Source organism: Mucilaginibacter xinganensis (assembly GCF_002257585.1).
GTDB lineage: Bacteria > Bacteroidota > Bacteroidia > Sphingobacteriales > Sphingobacteriaceae > Mucilaginibacter > Mucilaginibacter xinganensis.
Genome location: NZ_CP022743.1, coordinates 525,088 through 540,659, shown reverse-complemented (window position 1 = coordinate 540,659; position 15,572 = coordinate 525,088). Strand labels below are relative to the sequence as shown.

Genomic DNA, 15,572 nt, shown 5'->3' with positions numbered 1-15,572 from the left:
TATTAGTGCCTTATCCCCAGCCCGGCATCATTCCCCAACACCCATTTACCATCCGCAAAATCCGGCATTTGGTAGGGATTATTGCTGGTTAAAAACGGCCCGTCAAGGTCGGCCCAATCGCATTGGGGGGCAAGGGCTATGCCGGCAAGGGTGGCGCAGCTGGTTTCGCTCATGCAGCCTATCATCAGTTTTAAGCCCAGCTCTTTTGCTTTTAAGATCATTTGATTTGCCTCATGCATCCCGGCAGATTTCATCAGTTTAATGTTAATGCCATGATAAACACCTCTTGCCTTTTCAACGTCCGCAAGGCGCTGCACCGCTTCGTCGCCAATTAAGGGAATGGGGCTGCGTTCGGTGAGCCACGCATTGCTGTCTATATCGGTTTTCAGCATAGGCTGTTCAATCAGTAATACACCCTGCTCATGCAGCCAGTGGATCAGGTCAAGGCTTTGTTCCAAATCGGTCCAGCCCTGGTTTGCATCAACAAACAGGGGCTTATCCGTTACCGAGCGGATGGTTTTTATCAGCTCACGGTCGCTATCCCGGCCAAGTTTCACTTTGATGATTTTACAATTAGGCGCTTCCTTTACTTTTTTGATGATCACTTCGGGCGTATCTATACCAATGGTATAGCTGGTTGCCGGCATTTTTGAAGGATCGCTTCCGAGCAGCTGCCAGCAGGGTTTATTCTGCAGCTTCCCTTCCAAGTCGTGCAAGGCTATGTCAATTCCGGCTTTAATAGCGGGGTTGCCCGGGGCAATGTTGTCCAAATAAGCTATTATCGACCCAAAATCAAACGGATATTGAAATTGACGGGCATCTACCTTACTTAAAAAGTCGGTTGCCGTTTCAAAGCTTTCGCCCATGTAAGGCACCATTGATGCTTCGCCATAGCCAATTTTACCCTCGTGCGCTATTTGAATGAGCATGACAGGGGTGGATGTACGCGAAAATTTGGCGATGGTGAAAGTGTGCTTCAGCAGCAGTTCGAAGGGTTGGTAAGTCAGTTTCATGTTAAATTCAAAGCTAAAATTTTCCCGTTGGATTTGATGCTTATCTTTGCGCCCATGGCCCAGGAAATTTATCACCCTTTTGAATCTTTCAAATTCGGCAACCGCAATTGTTTTTTAAGCGGCGAAGCTTTAACCTCTGAAGAAGAAAAGATCCAGGTTTTTCCGCAATGGCTGATGAGCCGTTACCAGCTGGAAGATAAGCCCTTTAAAATGCTGGACGAAAGCATGGCTACTTATAAAGATATCAAGATCCCCTGTGCGGCGTATATCAGTGAAGCCTTCCTTGAGCCGCTTGAAAATGAGATAGCGGCCGCCTTTGAAACCGGGTACGATGCGTTAAAAGAAATTGACGAACTGAAGCTTTTTCAATGGGCTGGCAAATTGCTTTACGGAATAATTTTTAACGAGATCCAAAGCGGCATCAAGCTACAGCATTCAAAAGGCGAGGAGTTTAACATATCGCAGTCCATCATTCATAAATTCAGCAACCTGCATTTAATGCTGCAAAGCCTTAACCTGCCTGTTGTTTTTGAAGACTTTAAGCCGTACAGTGTATTCCTTTTTAAAGCAGATAATAACCCTTTGGAGTTTGGCTACCGCGATGAGATCAATACGTTAACCTTTTCGCTGCGCATCCGCGATTTTGGGCTGATCATCTGCCTGCAGGATAATGGCGCTAATCTGTCGTACCATAAAGAGGTGTATGATAAAATTAAGGGCCAGTTGCTTCACCCTATCCAGTTCGAGGAGTTTTGCGGAAGGGTATTTTATTCGGCCTACCTGTTTAACCGCCTGCCTGAGTATAATGTAATGCCTGCCAATGGCGAGATCTATATCGAAGCAATGCCTTTACGCGGCCTGAGCAGCAAGCCGTTGTTTGACGACTGGCTGAACAAAATTTACGGACAGGTGCTGGAAAGCTTCTGGAAAAACTGGGGATTCCTGCTTTTAGAGATCATTAAAAACCCGGAACAGCCCATGAGCTTTTTATTTAACCCGGATGGAAGCCTGATTAGTGAAGCAACGATTGAACTCCCGAGGTAATTTGCTGTATAAAACTGCTCACAATGTGTGGGTTTAAAGCAATAGTGATTAGCAAACCACTTAAAGCACCAAACATGTGCGCATCATGGTTAATATTATCTCTTGAATATTTGGACGCGTAGTTACAGTAAATAAGGTATAAAACACCAAATAAAGCCGACGGTATTCCGAAGGGAATTGGCATAATGTACATTTTAACGGTAGGCGCGAACATAATAAAGCTGAAAATAACGGCACTTACAGCCCCTGATGCACCCAGGCTATGGTACCATTCGTCATTCCTGTGCTTGTAAACCGTAGGCAGGTCACTCAAAATCAAACTAACGAAATAAAGCACCCCAAATTGCCAGTGCCCTAAAGCGGGTTCTAACTGGAAAGCAAAAAAGTAGTAGCTCAACATGTTAAAGAACAGGTGCATCCAGTCGTTATGGATAAAGCCACTGGTAATAACGGTATAAGTGCGCTTCCCCCGTGCCACGCTAAAAGGGTGCAATATCATTTGGGCATAAACATTATCGTTTGAAAACGCCCAAAGAGAAGTAAGTATAGTAAAAACAAAGATGACAGACGCTACCGGTGCTGTCATTAAATATTCCATCATTTCAGGTCGAGTTTAGTATCTGTTAGTAATCTGCCAACAGGATAGCGAAGATATGTTTTTTCAAAATAGATAGAGTTGCGGTAAATAAAGTTTAATTGTGCCCCGGCACTGCCCGCCAGTTTGGGGTCCTTTGCTTTTGCATCATCCAGCTTTTTCTTTAGCGCAGGGTCATTTTTTAGCATTTCGGCAGCCTTGTCTTCAAATACATAATTGCTGAAGTACTCCTTTTCGCCCAGCATCGAATCAAAAAAGTTCCAGGTAAAAAATGAATCAACGCCCTGCGGCTCCAGTGTCTCAACAATATAGCGGTTAAGCGGCTGGTTGGTATATACCAGGTAGTCGCCCTCATAAAACTTTACCTTCATGTCAACCGGATTCAACTTCACATTGCTATGCAGGTAATGTCCCTCAAATGGTTTCTGCGGGGTTTTATAGTCTTCAATGTAATACATCTGCAGGGCAATGGTGGTATCATGTGCTAAACGGTGCATTGCCACGCTATTTAATTTAAACAAGTCTATTATTTTGCCCCAGGCCTGCGGAATAATGTAAGCCGCGGGTTTGTCTACGCTATCGGTTGCTTTATAGCTGTTCCAATACTTTATGGTTTTGGTGTAAGGCTGGCTACGGTCATAATACAAACGTTTTAAACCGCTTATGTCACTGGGCTTATAAAGTGCGGCATATCCTTTAAAGGTAATGGTGTCTACCCTGGCCAGGTCAACATCCCAATCCAGGGCAAAGGTTTTTTGGTGTGCAACCTGCTCATCGGCTTTGTGCTTCAGCTCGCCTACCAATTTGGCATCCCTCTCAAAAATATCAACCAGGTGCTGCTCAAAGTCATACGTCGCATACACCCTTTTATCAAACGACTTCAGCATATGGGTTTCGGTAATGTAGCTGATGATGTTGCGCTGGGCGGTGTAGCCGGTAGCAAACCTCGGCGTTTCTAAAAAGCTTACAATGCCTGAGTCTGGTAATCCGCGTTCACCTGCACCGTAAGGGATCATTTCATACCCGCTTTTCTTCATTCTTTTATAAAGTTCAGGCGTTAGTGTTTCCGAAGTGTATTTTGCCAGTATGGGGTTTTGCTTATCCTTTTGCGTTTCTATCAGCGTCATTACATATTGATAGTCGGCACCGTCGCTGGTGTGGTTATCCAAAAAAACTTCAGGGTTCCAGGTGTTTACTATTTGCTCAAAGGCAAGCGCGTTGCGGCTGTCGGCCTTTATAAAGTCGCGGTTTAAATCCAGGTTGCGGTAATTGCCCCTAAAGCCATAGGCACGCGGCCCGTTCTGACTTACGCGGCTCCAGCCACGGTTCATGCTGCCATCAATATTATAAAGCGCAATCATACAGATCACCAGGTTTTTAGGCAGTGCCTTCTTTTTCAGCAGATCGCTGGCAAACATCATACTGGCATCAATACCTTCCGGTTCGCCGGGATGAATACCGTTGTTGATGAGTAACACCTTTTTGTTTTGTTTTTTTATTAAGGCCGGATCAAAAACCTTATCGCGTGAGAGTACCACCAGGGTAAGCGGTTTGCCAATATCGGTGGTACCGTAGTTAATCAGTTTCATTTGCGGGTTTGCCGCAGCAAGTTTTTTATAATAAGCAATTACCTCGCTATAGGTTGCGGTATAGTTTTTATCCTTGCTTAGTTCAAACGGAGTTAGCTGGGCACTTGCGTTAAAAAAAACAAAACAGACTAGTAATGCTGATAAAAGTATTTTCATGAAAAGGGCTTTTGGCAAATATAATGAGGGCGGCTCAATAAAAATGTATCTTATTGGTTACCTGTAATTATTTCCTGCTGCTGTTTTTTGGGGAGGCCTTTGAATACCAATTCGTAGGAGTGATCAATCATTTGATGCAGCTGTTTGGTGGTTAAGGAGCCATCCATATACACGGTATTCCACATCTTTTTGTTCATGTGGTAACCGGGCTGCACTTCGGGGTGCTGTTCACGCAATTCAACGGCCAGTTCAGGGTCGCACTTAACATTAAAATTAGTGCCGGTAGCAATGCTGGTAAGCAAAAACATTTTACCGCCAACTTTAAAAACAAGCGTATCCTTGCCAAAGGGTAAACCTTCGGTAGTGGCCGGTTTTTGCAGGCAATAATCGCGAAGTTCTTCAATATTCATTTTTAAAATCCGTAATCTCTAACCAGTTTAGTGTAAGATACCGTGTTGCCGAAAAAGTATTTAAACCCAATAGTAAATTGACGGTACTGATTAGTGGCATTATTTTTAAACTTGGAGGAAGGATCGTCATATCCATCCAGCCCTTCACCAAAAACGATGTTGTGAACATACCCGATATCAATGGCCCAGGCGGGCTGCTGGTAGGAATCAAAGATCTTAAATTCATAACCTACTCTTAGGGGTACAGAAATATTGGTACTCTGGTCCGATCCGGGGAAAATGTAGGTTGTGGGGCCGTTGGCCAATATTACATTGGTGCGCTGCACGGTATTGTTGTTTCGCACAAACCCTACGCCTGACCCTACATAAAAACCTTTCACCGCATTTAAAAACCAGTCGTGCTCATAATCAATAAAAGAGCCTAACTGGATATCGGCATGCAGATAAAGCGCCAGGAAGTTATTGGTAAACTTGCGGCCGTACCTGTCCAGGGCAACTGTAAGCCCGCCGCCTGATAATTGGCCCTTTTGGATCTCGAGCTCAATAGGCAGGTATGGGTTGTAATTGTAAGTAAGATTTAAGTTAAACCCTATGTTGTTATCCTGCCGGGGAATATTAGTATATCCGCGTTCATAACTTGCGCCGCCGCCAACACCAAATTCATAATAGTTATACCCCGCCTGTGCTTTTACACCAATGGCTGCAATTACTATAACAAAAAATAATATATATTTTTTCAAATGTTAAATGTTGATCAATATTTACAATTTTGGGGTAGAATTATCGTATCCCCTCAAAATTAAAAATTTTAGTGACATATTGCTTAATATGAATATTAATTCGTTGCTCAACTTTACCGTTACCGACCGTTTTTTACGGTATGTAATCATTGATACACAGTCCGATCCGGCTTCTGACACTGTTCCATCAACAGAAAAACAGAAAGACCTTGGGCGCTTACTGGTAACCGAATTGCTTAAAATGGGCGTAACCGATGCACATTTAGACGAATTTGGCTATGTATACGCTACAATACCCGCAAATGTTGACAAACAGGTGCCGGTGATTGGTTTTTGCTCACACATGGATACCGCGCCCGACTGCAGCGGCACCGGCGTTAGCCCAATTGTTCATAAAAATTACCAGGGGGAAGATCTTATTTTGCCAGATGACCCGGCGCAGATAATAAGGCTTAAAGACCATGCGGATTTAAAAAACCAGCTGGGTAATGACATTATTACTGCCAGCGGCACAACCCTGCTTGGGGCCGACAATAAGGCCGGTGTTGCCGAAATTATGGATGCCTGCTACCAGCTGATCAATCACCCCGAAATAAAACACGGCGATATCAGGATCCTGTTTACGCCCGACGAGGAGATTGGCCGCGGTGTTGACAAGGCTGATATTAAAAAACTGGGCGCCTATGCAGGATATACCATGGATGGTGAAAGCGCCGGCAATATGGAGAATGAAACCTTTTCGGCAGACGGGGCAAAACTGCTGATCAACGGGCTAAGCTCGCATCCCGGTTTTGCAAAAGGAAAAATGGAAAGCGCCATAAAAATTGCCGGTCAAATAATTGCCGCATTGCCCTTTGAACTATCGCCCGAAGGTACCACAGGCAAGCAAGGGTTTGTACACCCCGTATCTGTAGAGGGCCATGTGGAAACCGCCGCCATTGAATTTATTATTCGTGATTTTGATGATGATAAACTGGCTGAACACGCCAATGTGATCCGTAAAATAGCTGGCGACGTGCTGAAACAATTCCCTTCGTCAACCTTTGAGTTGCAGGTAAAGCCGCAATACCGCAATATGAAAAGCGTACTCGATAAGCATCCGCAGATAGTTGAATATGGCATGGAAGCCATGAAACGGGCAGGCCTTAACGCCAAACTTTGCAGCATCCGCGGCGGTACCGATGGTTCGCGGCTTTCATTTATGGGGCTGCCCTGCCCTAATATTTTTGCCGGTGAGCATGCCTTTCACAGCAAGCAGGAGTGGGTATCGGTACAGGATATGCAAAAGGCCGTTGAAACCATTTTGCATTTGTGCATGATTTGGGAAGAAAGGAGTTGATTGATTTCGTAATTATTTAAATGTGGAAGTTAATTTGAGGCGTATAACAAAATCTAAAATTGTAAGCATAATTCGCTAATCAATAGTGTCCTGTCACACATCACAAACCGTAACACTGTGACAGTGCGACGAGCCTATCTTCAAATCAGCTCATCTTCAAATCATCAAATTCATCCTTTCTCTGCCAGCAGGTCTTCCGTCAGCTTATCAAACTCCACAACAAACTCGGTGTAATGTTCGCCTGTGCCCGGGCCGTTAAAGCCGGTATGGATCTTGCGGACGTTGCCCTTTTTGTCAATAATGATGGTGGTAGGGAAGCCCTTAAAGTCAGCCAGTGCAGGCAGACTTTTCATCGGGTCGCCTTTTGACGGGGTGTAGCCCGTTATCAGCAAAGGGTAGGGTACCTTGAAATGGTCTTTCAGCTGCGCCACTGTTTTTTGTGATTTTTTGAAATCGGTGGTCCGCTCATACGCCAGCCCCACAACTTCAACTCCTTTTTGGTGATATTTTTTGTAATAACCGCTGTTGATGATAAAGTTGGTTTCGTCCATACAGTTAGGGCACCATGAGCCCAGGATCTGCACAATAACCACCTTGTTTTTAAAGCGGGGATCACTTAATGATACCTTGCGCCCGTTAATGTTCGGAAAAGAGAAGGCTATTTTTTTGTAACCGGGTTTTAGTGCGGTTAATGAGTATGCATCGGGCAATTTAGCGTTGGCATCTTTAACGGCGGTCCATTTATCAGTGCCGGTAAGGCCGCTGTTCATGGTGCCTTCAGTAAGTGTTTTACCATCTTTTATGTTTGCAATAAACAGGAACGCGTGGCAGCCGTCAAAGCACGAAAGGTATAATTTATCGCCCGATACGGAACCTTCCAGGTAGCGGTAGTCGCCGGTGGTACTCAAAAATGTTCCGGTAAGCCTGGTACCTGTTTGTTTAAACTCGCCAACCAGCTCATCGCGGCCATCAGTGCCCTCGCCAAATACAGCGGCCCATCTCCCTGTTACGTCAAATGCCGGGGTTTGCGGGTCTCTTAAAAACCTCCACGAAGTATTGGGGGTTGCGGCAAACGGCATTTGTGTATCGTGATCGCCCAGGTGGCGGATCCAGTTGCCTGTAAGGTTTTCACCATCAAGCTTAAGCCTGAATTCCGAATCAAACAACGGCATCTTTATAAAAACAGAATCGCCCGTGATTTTTACGTCAGGCACTTTGTAATGCTCGGCACCGTTTATAATGGCTAACTGCGGGTGGCCGGCTACGGTAGTAACCTCAAAATTAAATGGCAGCTGGTTACCCGACTGGGTTTTTAATACGCCGCGCCACACGCCTGTTGTAAGCTTATTTTGGGCTGATGCTATGGTAAATGTTGAAAATATAAATAAAACCGGTAGGATGAGTCGTGATTTTAATGTCATACCCAAACCTATTAAATTTTTATCAATTTATTTAAGCACCTCCCGCGATATGACAATTCTTTGAATTTCAGAAGTTCCCTCGTAAATCTGGGTTATCTTGGCGTCGCGCATCAGGCGCTCCACGTGGTACTCCTTAACAAAGCCATAGCCGCCGTGAATTTGAACGGCTTCAACGGTAGTGCGCATAGCTACTTCGCTTGCATATAGTTTAGCCATTGAACTGGCCTGTGCGTAAGGCAGCCCTTTATCTTTTAGCCAGGCGGCTTTCAGGCACAATAAACGTGCAGCCTCTATTTCGGTGGCCATATCAGCCAGCTTAAACTGGGTAGCCTGTAAATCGGCAATGGTTTTACCAAATGCTTTTCGCTCTTTCGCATAATTGAGCGCCAGCTCATAAGCACCTGCTGCTATGCCCAATGCTTGTGCAGCAATGCCTATGCGGCCTCCTTCTAACGTAGCCATAGCAAACTTAAACCCATAACCGTCTTCTCCTATCCGGTTTTCTTTGGGCACCTTAACATCGGTAAACATTAAAGAATGGGTATCAGACCCACGAATGCCCATCTTATTTTCCTTTGCGCCTACTTCAAAACCCGGCATGCCCCGTTCCACAATTAAAGCATTAATGCCATGGTGCCTTTTTTCGGGATGCGTTTGTGCAATAACCAGGTAGGTTGATGCGGTGCTGCCATTGGTGATCCAGTTTTTCACCCCGTTAAGCAGATAATGATCGCCCATATCAATGGCAGTGGTTTTCTGCGAGGTGGCATCAGAGCCGGCTTCGGGTTCCGAAAGGCAGAAAGCGCCTAACTTCTCTCCTTTGGCCAGTGGTACCAGGTATTTTTCTTTTTGGAAATCGTTGCCGTATTTTTCAAGCCCGTAACATACCAGCGAATTATTTACAGACACCACTACCGAGGCGGAGGCGTCTACTTTTGAAAGCTCTTCCATAGCCAGTACATAGGATATAGCATCCATGCCGCTGCCACCATATTGAGGCGATACCATCATCCCTAAAAAACCAAGCTCGCCCAGCATCTTTACCTGCTCTGCAGGAAATTTCTGGTGTTCATCACGCTCAATTACGCCGGGCTTAAGTTCGTTCTGCGCAAAATCACGTGCAGCCTGGCGAATCATTTTTTGTTCTTCTGTTAGTTCAAAGTACATGTGTTATAGGATCTTGCCAGCAAAAATAATATTATGCATGCATAGTAAAAAATATATACAAAAAAAGAGAGCTCTTTTGAAGCTCCCTTTCCCCTAATTAATTTAAACTATTGATTAAACCCAAAACAAAGAACAAAAACGCTCAGCTTGGGCGCCTGAGAATTCAAAACAAAGATTTTTCATAGGTAGATGATTTATCTTTTTTTCACAGCTGGTATGCAGGGCTGTTCATTCAGACACAAATGTTGCGCCACAAGTTTTGCCGGTTTTAAAGCCCGTGCATGATTAAAGGCTAAAAAGGAGTTAATTTTGGTTTTTGTGTCGATTTGACACAGCAGCGTTGTTACCTGTTGGTTTTTACTTATTTAACAACTAACGCCGTCGGTTTGCCCCCCTTTTGGGTATAAAAAGAGCATAAAATACCGGCTGTCCATTAAATTGCATTTAAACCAACATTGTAATATAAATGTTACAATTATTGCAATAATTAGCTAACTAAATTTTAAGTTTGATCAAATAAAACATACTTTTTTGCCGTTTCTTTGTTCTAAATAGCAAACACACTGTACAAAAGTCAGGAAAAGGGGAATACTATGTCCCATATTTCGAACATTGCTGTATTATATTAGCTACATTAAATAAAATGATAAATAAAAAATTGGCGTTGCGTGCCGTTTTGGCGGGCACCATTGGTATGTTATTTCTATTGTCCTGCAACCGGAAGACGAAAAACTATGCTGATAATGATGTGATATTCAGGGACCTGGATCAAACCATAAAGCCCGGAGACGATTTTTTTAAGTACGCCAACAATGGCTGGCTCAAAAAAAACCCTATCCCGCCTGCCTATTCCTCATGGGGAATTGGTGATGTGGTTGAAGAAGAATTAAGAGACCGGTTAAAGAAGATCAATGTTGAAGCGTTAACAGCTAATGCGCCCAAGGGTAGCAATACGCAGAAGATTGGCGACTTTTATTTTAGCGGCCTGGACACCGTTGATATTGAAAAAGAGGGCTTGGACCCGCTCAAACCCGAACTGGATAAACTTGACCGTGTAAAAGACATTAAAGGCCTGGCCGATGAGTTTGCGCACCTGCAAACCATAGGGGTTGAAACGCCCATAGCTGCCGGAATTGGTCAGGATGCAAAAAACAGCAATAAAAATTTGCTGCAGCTTTACCAGGGCGGTATTGGTTTGCCCAGCCGCGATTATTACTTTAATACCGATGCGCACAGTGTTGATATCCGGACCGATTACCAGCTAAAACACCTGCCGATCATCTTTAAACTTTCGGGCCTGAACTCAGGCGAGGCAATTGCTGCCAGCAAAAAAACGTATGCGCTCGAAACTTTCCTCGCCAGCAGCTCAAGGAAACTGGAGGACCTGCGCGACCCTTACCGCAATTACAACAAAATGCCTTTAGCCGGCCTCAGTAAACTTGCCCCGGCTATTGACTGGAAGGGAACATTTGAAAAAATGGACTACAAAAATGTTGACACTGTTATAGTTGGTCAACCGGAGTATTACCGCGCTTTAAATAAAGCATTGAGTGCCTATAGTATCGTCGATTGGAAAAACTACCTGCGTAAAAACCTGGTGATCTCGTACGCATCATACCTGAGCAAACCTTTTGACAGCGAAAACTTCAGATTTTACGGGACGGTATTGTCGGGCAATAAAGAGCAACTTCCCCGCTGGAAACGTGTATTAGACACAGAAAACGGCCTTATGGGTGAAGTATTGGGACAAATTTTTGTGAAGGAGTATTTTCCGGAAAAAACAAAAGAGCGCTATGTAAACCTGGTTGAAGCCATGCGCGCCAGCTTTAAAGAGCATATTGAAAAACTGGACTGGATGAGCGAACCTACCAAGCAAAAGGCTTATGATAAATTAGCTAAAGTAAACCCCAAAGTAGGATACCCTGACCACTGGAAAAATTTCTCAACGTTGACCATTGACCGGGGGCCTTATGCGCTGAATGTGATGCGGGCCAATACTTTTTGGCATAAGTACGAAGCCAATAAATTAGGCAAACCTGTTGACCGCACCGAATGGGGTATTACACCGCAAACGTATAATGCGTATTATAACCCTTCAAATAACGAGATTGTATTGCCAGCCGCTCAGTTTTTGATCCCTGGAGTAAAGGACGATAATGTTGATGATGCGGTAGTTTACGGATACGCAGCCGCATCAACCATAGGGCACGAAATGACCCATGGCTTTGACGATGAAGGACGCCAGTTTGATGCTGAAGGCAACCTGAAAGAATGGTGGCAGCCACAGGATTCGGTAAAATTTACACAGCGCGCCCAAATGCTTATTAATCAATTTAACGGTTACAGCATTTATGGCCTGCATGTAAACGGCAAAGCAACGCAGGGTGAAAATATTGCCGATTTAGGTGGCATTGTTATTGGGCTGGATGCCTTTAAGAAAACAGATCAGTACAAAGAAGGAAAAGAGATAAATGGATTAACGCCAATTCAACGGTTTTTCCTGGGCTATTCATTAGGATGGCTTGGGCAGCAAAGAAAAGAATTATTATCGAGCCAGATCCTTACCAATGAACATGCCCCCGGTTTTATGCGGGTAAACGGCCCGTTTACTGACGTTCCGGAGTTTTACGAGGCTTTCGATATTAAAAAGGGCGATAAGATGTGGCTTGATCCGGATAAACGCGTTAAGATCTGGTAACAAACAGTAAAGCATAACAGTATTTGTAAGCATGACCGGTATCGTACATTCAATTCAGAATTGGCTGCAACATCAAACGTTACTGGAAACATTGGGTGTAATTACCGGTTTGCTATGCGTTTATCTTGCCGCGCGTAACAACATATGGAACTGGCCATTTGCTATAATAAGTGTAGGCCTCTACATCTTTATTTTTTTTAGCGCCCACCTGTATGCAGATATGGGACTGCAATTTTATTTTATGGCGATGAATATTTATGGCTGGTATTTTTGGAGCCGTAAACATACCGTTGAAATTAAAAGGCCGGTTGTATTGATCACTGCAAGGCAAATTTTATATGCGTCTATCCTGGTGGCCGTGGTCACACCGACGCTTGGTTATACCCTGGTTAAACTGGCTCCCGTACTGCATTATACGCCCGCCTCATTCCCTTACCTGGATAGCTTTTGTACCGCCTGCAGTTTGGTGGCCCAGTTTTACATGGCGAGAAAGGTTTTGGAGAACTGGTTAATATGGGTTTTTGTGGATATAATTTATGTAGCCGTCTACTTGTTTAAGCACCTTGACCTCACAGCAATTATGTACGCTGCTTATGTTGTAATAGCCATAATGGGCTATATTGACTGGAAAAAAGACTATAAAAAACAAACAGCATAAAATGAGCGAATCTCTCAAGCTGCACATCCACCTGCAAAAGCCGCCTGTTAACGTGCATTACGCATTGCAAAAGGGGCACGGACATAAATACGCGATCACCCAGGCACAGGTTTCAGCACTGGATGACCTGCATTTTGAGCTGGATATTGAAATTAAAGGCAACCGGCAAAAAGATGAACTTCCCGAATTTGGCGGCCCTTTTGTTCAGGGTGTTCCTTTAAATAAATTCATTTATATCGGCATTGGCGCATTTGCCGGACAAGACTCCGCCTGGAACCGGAGACTGAAAGTGCCGCTAACAGGAATTACCTGGCACCTGATTGACGGGGCAATAGCAGGACTGGAAACATTTGTGCCTGGCACCGGCAAAGACGGAAGCCCGGCTTGCGCAACGGTTAAGCCTTTTGCGGGCTGGCATGCCAAACGCTAAAAAATGAAAAGCCCCCGAACCGGAGGCCTTTAAACTATTTAGAATTACTGTAGAAGCAGGGCCCTTAAGCCTTCACCCGCTCAACGTATGATCCGGTGGTAGTATCCACTTTTACCTTATCGCCAATATTGATAAACAAGGGCACTTTAATTTCGGCACCGGTTTCAACAGTAGCATTTTTCATGGCGCCGGTAGAGGTATCACCTTTAACCGCAGGCTCTGTATAAGTGATCTCCAATTCAGCTGATCCCGGGATCGAACCCATTATAGGCTCTTCGCTTTCGAAAGCAACAATCACGTTCATTCCTTCTTTTAAAAACTTAACTGCCGACCCAAATAGTGTTTTTGGCACGTTGTGCTGATCGAAAGTAGTGTTATCCATCACTACCAGCGAGTCGCCGTCTTCATATAAATATTGATAGTCGTTTGTCTCTACACGGGCAATGGTCACATCCTCATCCGTACGGAAACGGTATTCAACCAATTTTCCTGATTTAACATTACGCATGCGTGCCTGGTAAAAAGCGCGTAAGTTACCCGGCGTACGATGCAAAAATTCTTCTACCTGCAACAATTCACCGTTAAAACGAATGATATTGCCATTTTTAATTTCGGATGCTTTTGACATAACAATATAATTGAGGCGCAAACTTAGGGAGTTAAAGGCAAAGAAACAAGAGAGTGAAGCTGCAGCCTGTAGTCGTCAGGCAGTTGGCCGCAGGCAGTAACTGATCCATGCATTAAAGCCCGTTATGGAATCATAGCATCTTTCAAATTTTGAATTAAAATCCGCACATTTGCACAGCAATAATTACACATCCTAATACGCACATTAACATGAGTGTTTCTTCATTAGCCCAAAATCTGCATGGGTCAGAAATTATCAAAATAGCAGGCGAAATAAACGAACTTAAACGGCAAGGACAAAATATTGCCAATTTAACCATCGGTGATTTCGACTCCAATATTTACCCCATACCGGCACCGTTAAAACAAGGTATTGTTGACGCTTATGCCGACAATCAAACTAATTATCCGCCTGCCGATGGTATGCTTAACCTGCGTGAAAGTGTTTCGGCATTTTTAAAAAGCAGGTTTAACCTGGATTATGCCCCCAACCAGATCCTGGTATCGGGTGGATCAAGGCCGTTGATCTACTCCATCTTTTTAGCTGTGGTTGATCCGGGCGATAAGGTGGTTTTCCCGGCCCCGTCATGGAACAACAACCATTATTGCGATCTGCTTAAAGCCGAGGCTGTTATTATTCCAACATCGCCCGGCAATAACTTCATGCCTACCGCTAACGAAATAGCCCCTCATTTAAAAGGCGCTACTTTGCTGGCACTTTGCTCGCCGCTTAACCCTACAGGCACCATGTTCACCAAAAAAGACCTGGAAGAGATCTGTGACCTGGTGATTGCCGAAAACAAAACCCGCCAAGCTGGTGAGAAACCGCTTTATTTATTATACGATCAGATTTATTCACAGCTAACCTTCGGAAAGCACGAGCACTTTAACCCGGTTAGCTTACGCCCTGAGTTAAAAGATGTAACCATTTTTGTTGACGGTGCATCAAAATGTTTTGCTGCCACGGGCGTGCGTGTAGGCTGGGGCTTTGGGCCAACAAATGTAATCAGCCACATGAAGGCAATTGTGGGCCACATGGGTGCATGGTCACCAAAGCCTGAGCAAGTTGCTATGGCAAAATTTTTAAAACACGATGATGATGTTAACAGCTACCTTGCTGAGCTAAAAGGCAATATCCAACAGAGTTTAAATACACTTTATACCGGTTTTCAGCAGCTAAAGGCAGATGGCTTTAATGTAGATGCCATTGAGCCGATGGGGGCCATTTACCTCACCATAAAAATTGATTATGCCGGCAAAACTACGCCTGATGGCACGGTGTTAAAATCATCAACAGATATCAATTTTTATTTGATCAAAGAAGCAAAAGTGGCTTTTGTTCCATTCTCGGCTTTTGGTACCGATGACAATACGCCATGGTTCAGGGCATCAGTAGGCGCCAGCACGCTGGAAGATATCCGGCAATTATTGCCGCGCATAAAAGAGGCATTAGCCAAACTAAAATAAAACAGCACTTTGCTGAAAGTAAATGGCGTTGACGACTTTCAAAGTCTTCAGCGCCATTTTTATATCCGCGCTACCCATCTCTTATTCCTAACATTTCGAACAGTAAAAGTTATTCAGGTTTTCATTTCTGGTCAGCCTGCTCCCGGTTATTTATTGATAATTGCTCCGCATGTTTGTAACAACTGAAACTATTTATAATCTGATAGTTATATCTTATT

Annotated in this window: 14 protein-coding genes; 6 read left to right on the top strand and 8 right to left on the bottom strand. The window is 44.2% G+C overall.

The features are described 5' to 3' along the window. Positions 1 to 2: 2 nt before the first annotated feature. Positions 3 to 1,013, bottom strand: a complete 1,011-nt coding sequence (locus MuYL_RS02530) for a dipeptide epimerase (protein ID WP_094572833.1) — start codon at positions 1,011 to 1,013, stop codon at positions 3 to 5. Positions 1,014 to 1,067: 54 nt separating this feature from the next. Between MuYL_RS02530 and MuYL_RS02525 the strand changes: the two genes are divergently transcribed. Then, complete coding sequence (locus MuYL_RS02525; protein WP_094569026.1) at positions 1,068 to 2,057, top strand: hypothetical protein; 990 nt, start codon at positions 1,068 to 1,070, stop codon at positions 2,055 to 2,057. Here the strand turns inward: MuYL_RS02525 and MuYL_RS02520 are convergent. From MuYL_RS02520 to MuYL_RS02505, 4 genes are read right to left on the bottom strand one after another with little or no spacing between them, the layout of a single operon-like run. Continuing rightward, positions 2,026 to 2,658 (bottom strand): rhomboid family intramembrane serine protease, encoded by a 633-nt coding sequence (locus MuYL_RS02520; RefSeq protein WP_317043864.1) that lies wholly within the window; start codon positions 2,656 to 2,658, stop codon positions 2,026 to 2,028. The genes MuYL_RS02525 and MuYL_RS02520 overlap by 32 nt on opposite strands. After that, on the bottom strand, positions 2,655 to 4,397 hold the full coding sequence (locus tag MuYL_RS02515) for a M14 family zinc carboxypeptidase (RefSeq protein ID WP_094569025.1): 1,743 nt from the start codon (positions 4,395 to 4,397) through the stop codon (positions 2,655 to 2,657). The genes MuYL_RS02520 and MuYL_RS02515 overlap by 4 nt, the downstream gene beginning before the upstream one ends. A gap of 50 nt (positions 4,398 to 4,447) precedes the next feature. After that, the gene (locus MuYL_RS02510; RefSeq protein WP_094569024.1) at positions 4,448 to 4,807 is read right to left on the bottom strand and encodes an MmcQ/YjbR family DNA-binding protein; all 360 of its coding nucleotides are present in this window, start codon (positions 4,805 to 4,807) and stop codon (positions 4,448 to 4,450) included. A 2-nt stretch (positions 4,808 to 4,809) separates the two neighbouring features. Next, positions 4,810 to 5,547 carry a porin family protein gene (locus tag MuYL_RS02505; RefSeq protein ID WP_094569023.1) on the bottom strand — a complete coding sequence of 246 codons (738 nt, stop codon included), beginning with the start codon at positions 5,545 to 5,547 and terminating at the stop codon, positions 4,810 to 4,812. A gap of 88 nt (positions 5,548 to 5,635) precedes the next feature. On the opposite strand from MuYL_RS02505, the gene pepT reads away from it, so the two are divergent. Continuing rightward, positions 5,636 to 6,886: a peptidase T gene (gene pepT, locus MuYL_RS02500; RefSeq protein ID WP_094572831.1), complete on the top strand. Its 1,251-nt coding sequence runs from the start codon at positions 5,636 to 5,638 to the stop codon at positions 6,884 to 6,886. 170 nt (positions 6,887 to 7,056) lie between these two features. Here the strand turns inward: pepT and MuYL_RS02495 are convergent, their stop codons facing one another. Next, positions 7,057 to 8,307 (bottom strand): peroxiredoxin family protein, encoded by a 1,251-nt coding sequence (locus tag MuYL_RS02495; protein WP_094569022.1) that lies wholly within the window; start codon positions 8,305 to 8,307, stop codon positions 7,057 to 7,059. Between the two features lie 27 nt (positions 8,308 to 8,334). Continuing rightward, positions 8,335 to 9,474 carry an acyl-CoA dehydrogenase gene (locus MuYL_RS02490; protein ID WP_094569021.1) on the bottom strand — a complete coding sequence of 380 codons (1,140 nt, stop codon included), beginning with the start codon at positions 9,472 to 9,474 and terminating at the stop codon, positions 8,335 to 8,337. Between the two features lie 643 nt (positions 9,475 to 10,117). Between MuYL_RS02490 and MuYL_RS02485 the strand changes: the two genes are divergently transcribed. The 3 genes from MuYL_RS02485 to MuYL_RS02475 are packed head-to-tail and all read left to right on the top strand — an operon-like array spanning position 10,118 to position 13,260. Further along, positions 10,118 to 12,172 (top strand): M13 family metallopeptidase, encoded by a 2,055-nt coding sequence (locus MuYL_RS02485; protein ID WP_245845746.1) that lies wholly within the window; start codon positions 10,118 to 10,120, stop codon positions 12,170 to 12,172. A gap of 31 nt (positions 12,173 to 12,203) precedes the next feature. Further along, complete coding sequence (gene pnuC / locus MuYL_RS02480) at positions 12,204 to 12,830, top strand: nicotinamide riboside transporter PnuC (RefSeq protein WP_094569020.1); 627 nt, start codon at positions 12,204 to 12,206, stop codon at positions 12,828 to 12,830. A gap of 1 nt (position 12,831) precedes the next feature. Next, the gene (locus MuYL_RS02475; protein WP_094569019.1) at positions 12,832 to 13,260 is read left to right on the top strand and encodes a DUF5990 family protein; all 429 of its coding nucleotides are present in this window, start codon (positions 12,832 to 12,834) and stop codon (positions 13,258 to 13,260) included. A gap of 64 nt (positions 13,261 to 13,324) precedes the next feature. On the opposite strand, the gene efp is transcribed toward MuYL_RS02475, so the two are convergent. Then, a complete protein-coding gene (efp, locus tag MuYL_RS02470) occupies positions 13,325 to 13,888 on the bottom strand; it encodes an elongation factor P (RefSeq protein ID WP_094569018.1) in 564 nt (187 codons plus the stop codon). 209 nt (positions 13,889 to 14,097) lie between these two features. Here efp and MuYL_RS02465 point away from each other — a divergent pair, with 209 nt between their 5' ends. Next, the gene (locus MuYL_RS02465) at positions 14,098 to 15,354 is read left to right on the top strand and encodes a pyridoxal phosphate-dependent aminotransferase (RefSeq protein WP_094569017.1); all 1,257 of its coding nucleotides are present in this window, start codon (positions 14,098 to 14,100) and stop codon (positions 15,352 to 15,354) included. The last annotated feature ends 218 nt before the right edge of the window (positions 15,355 to 15,572 follow it).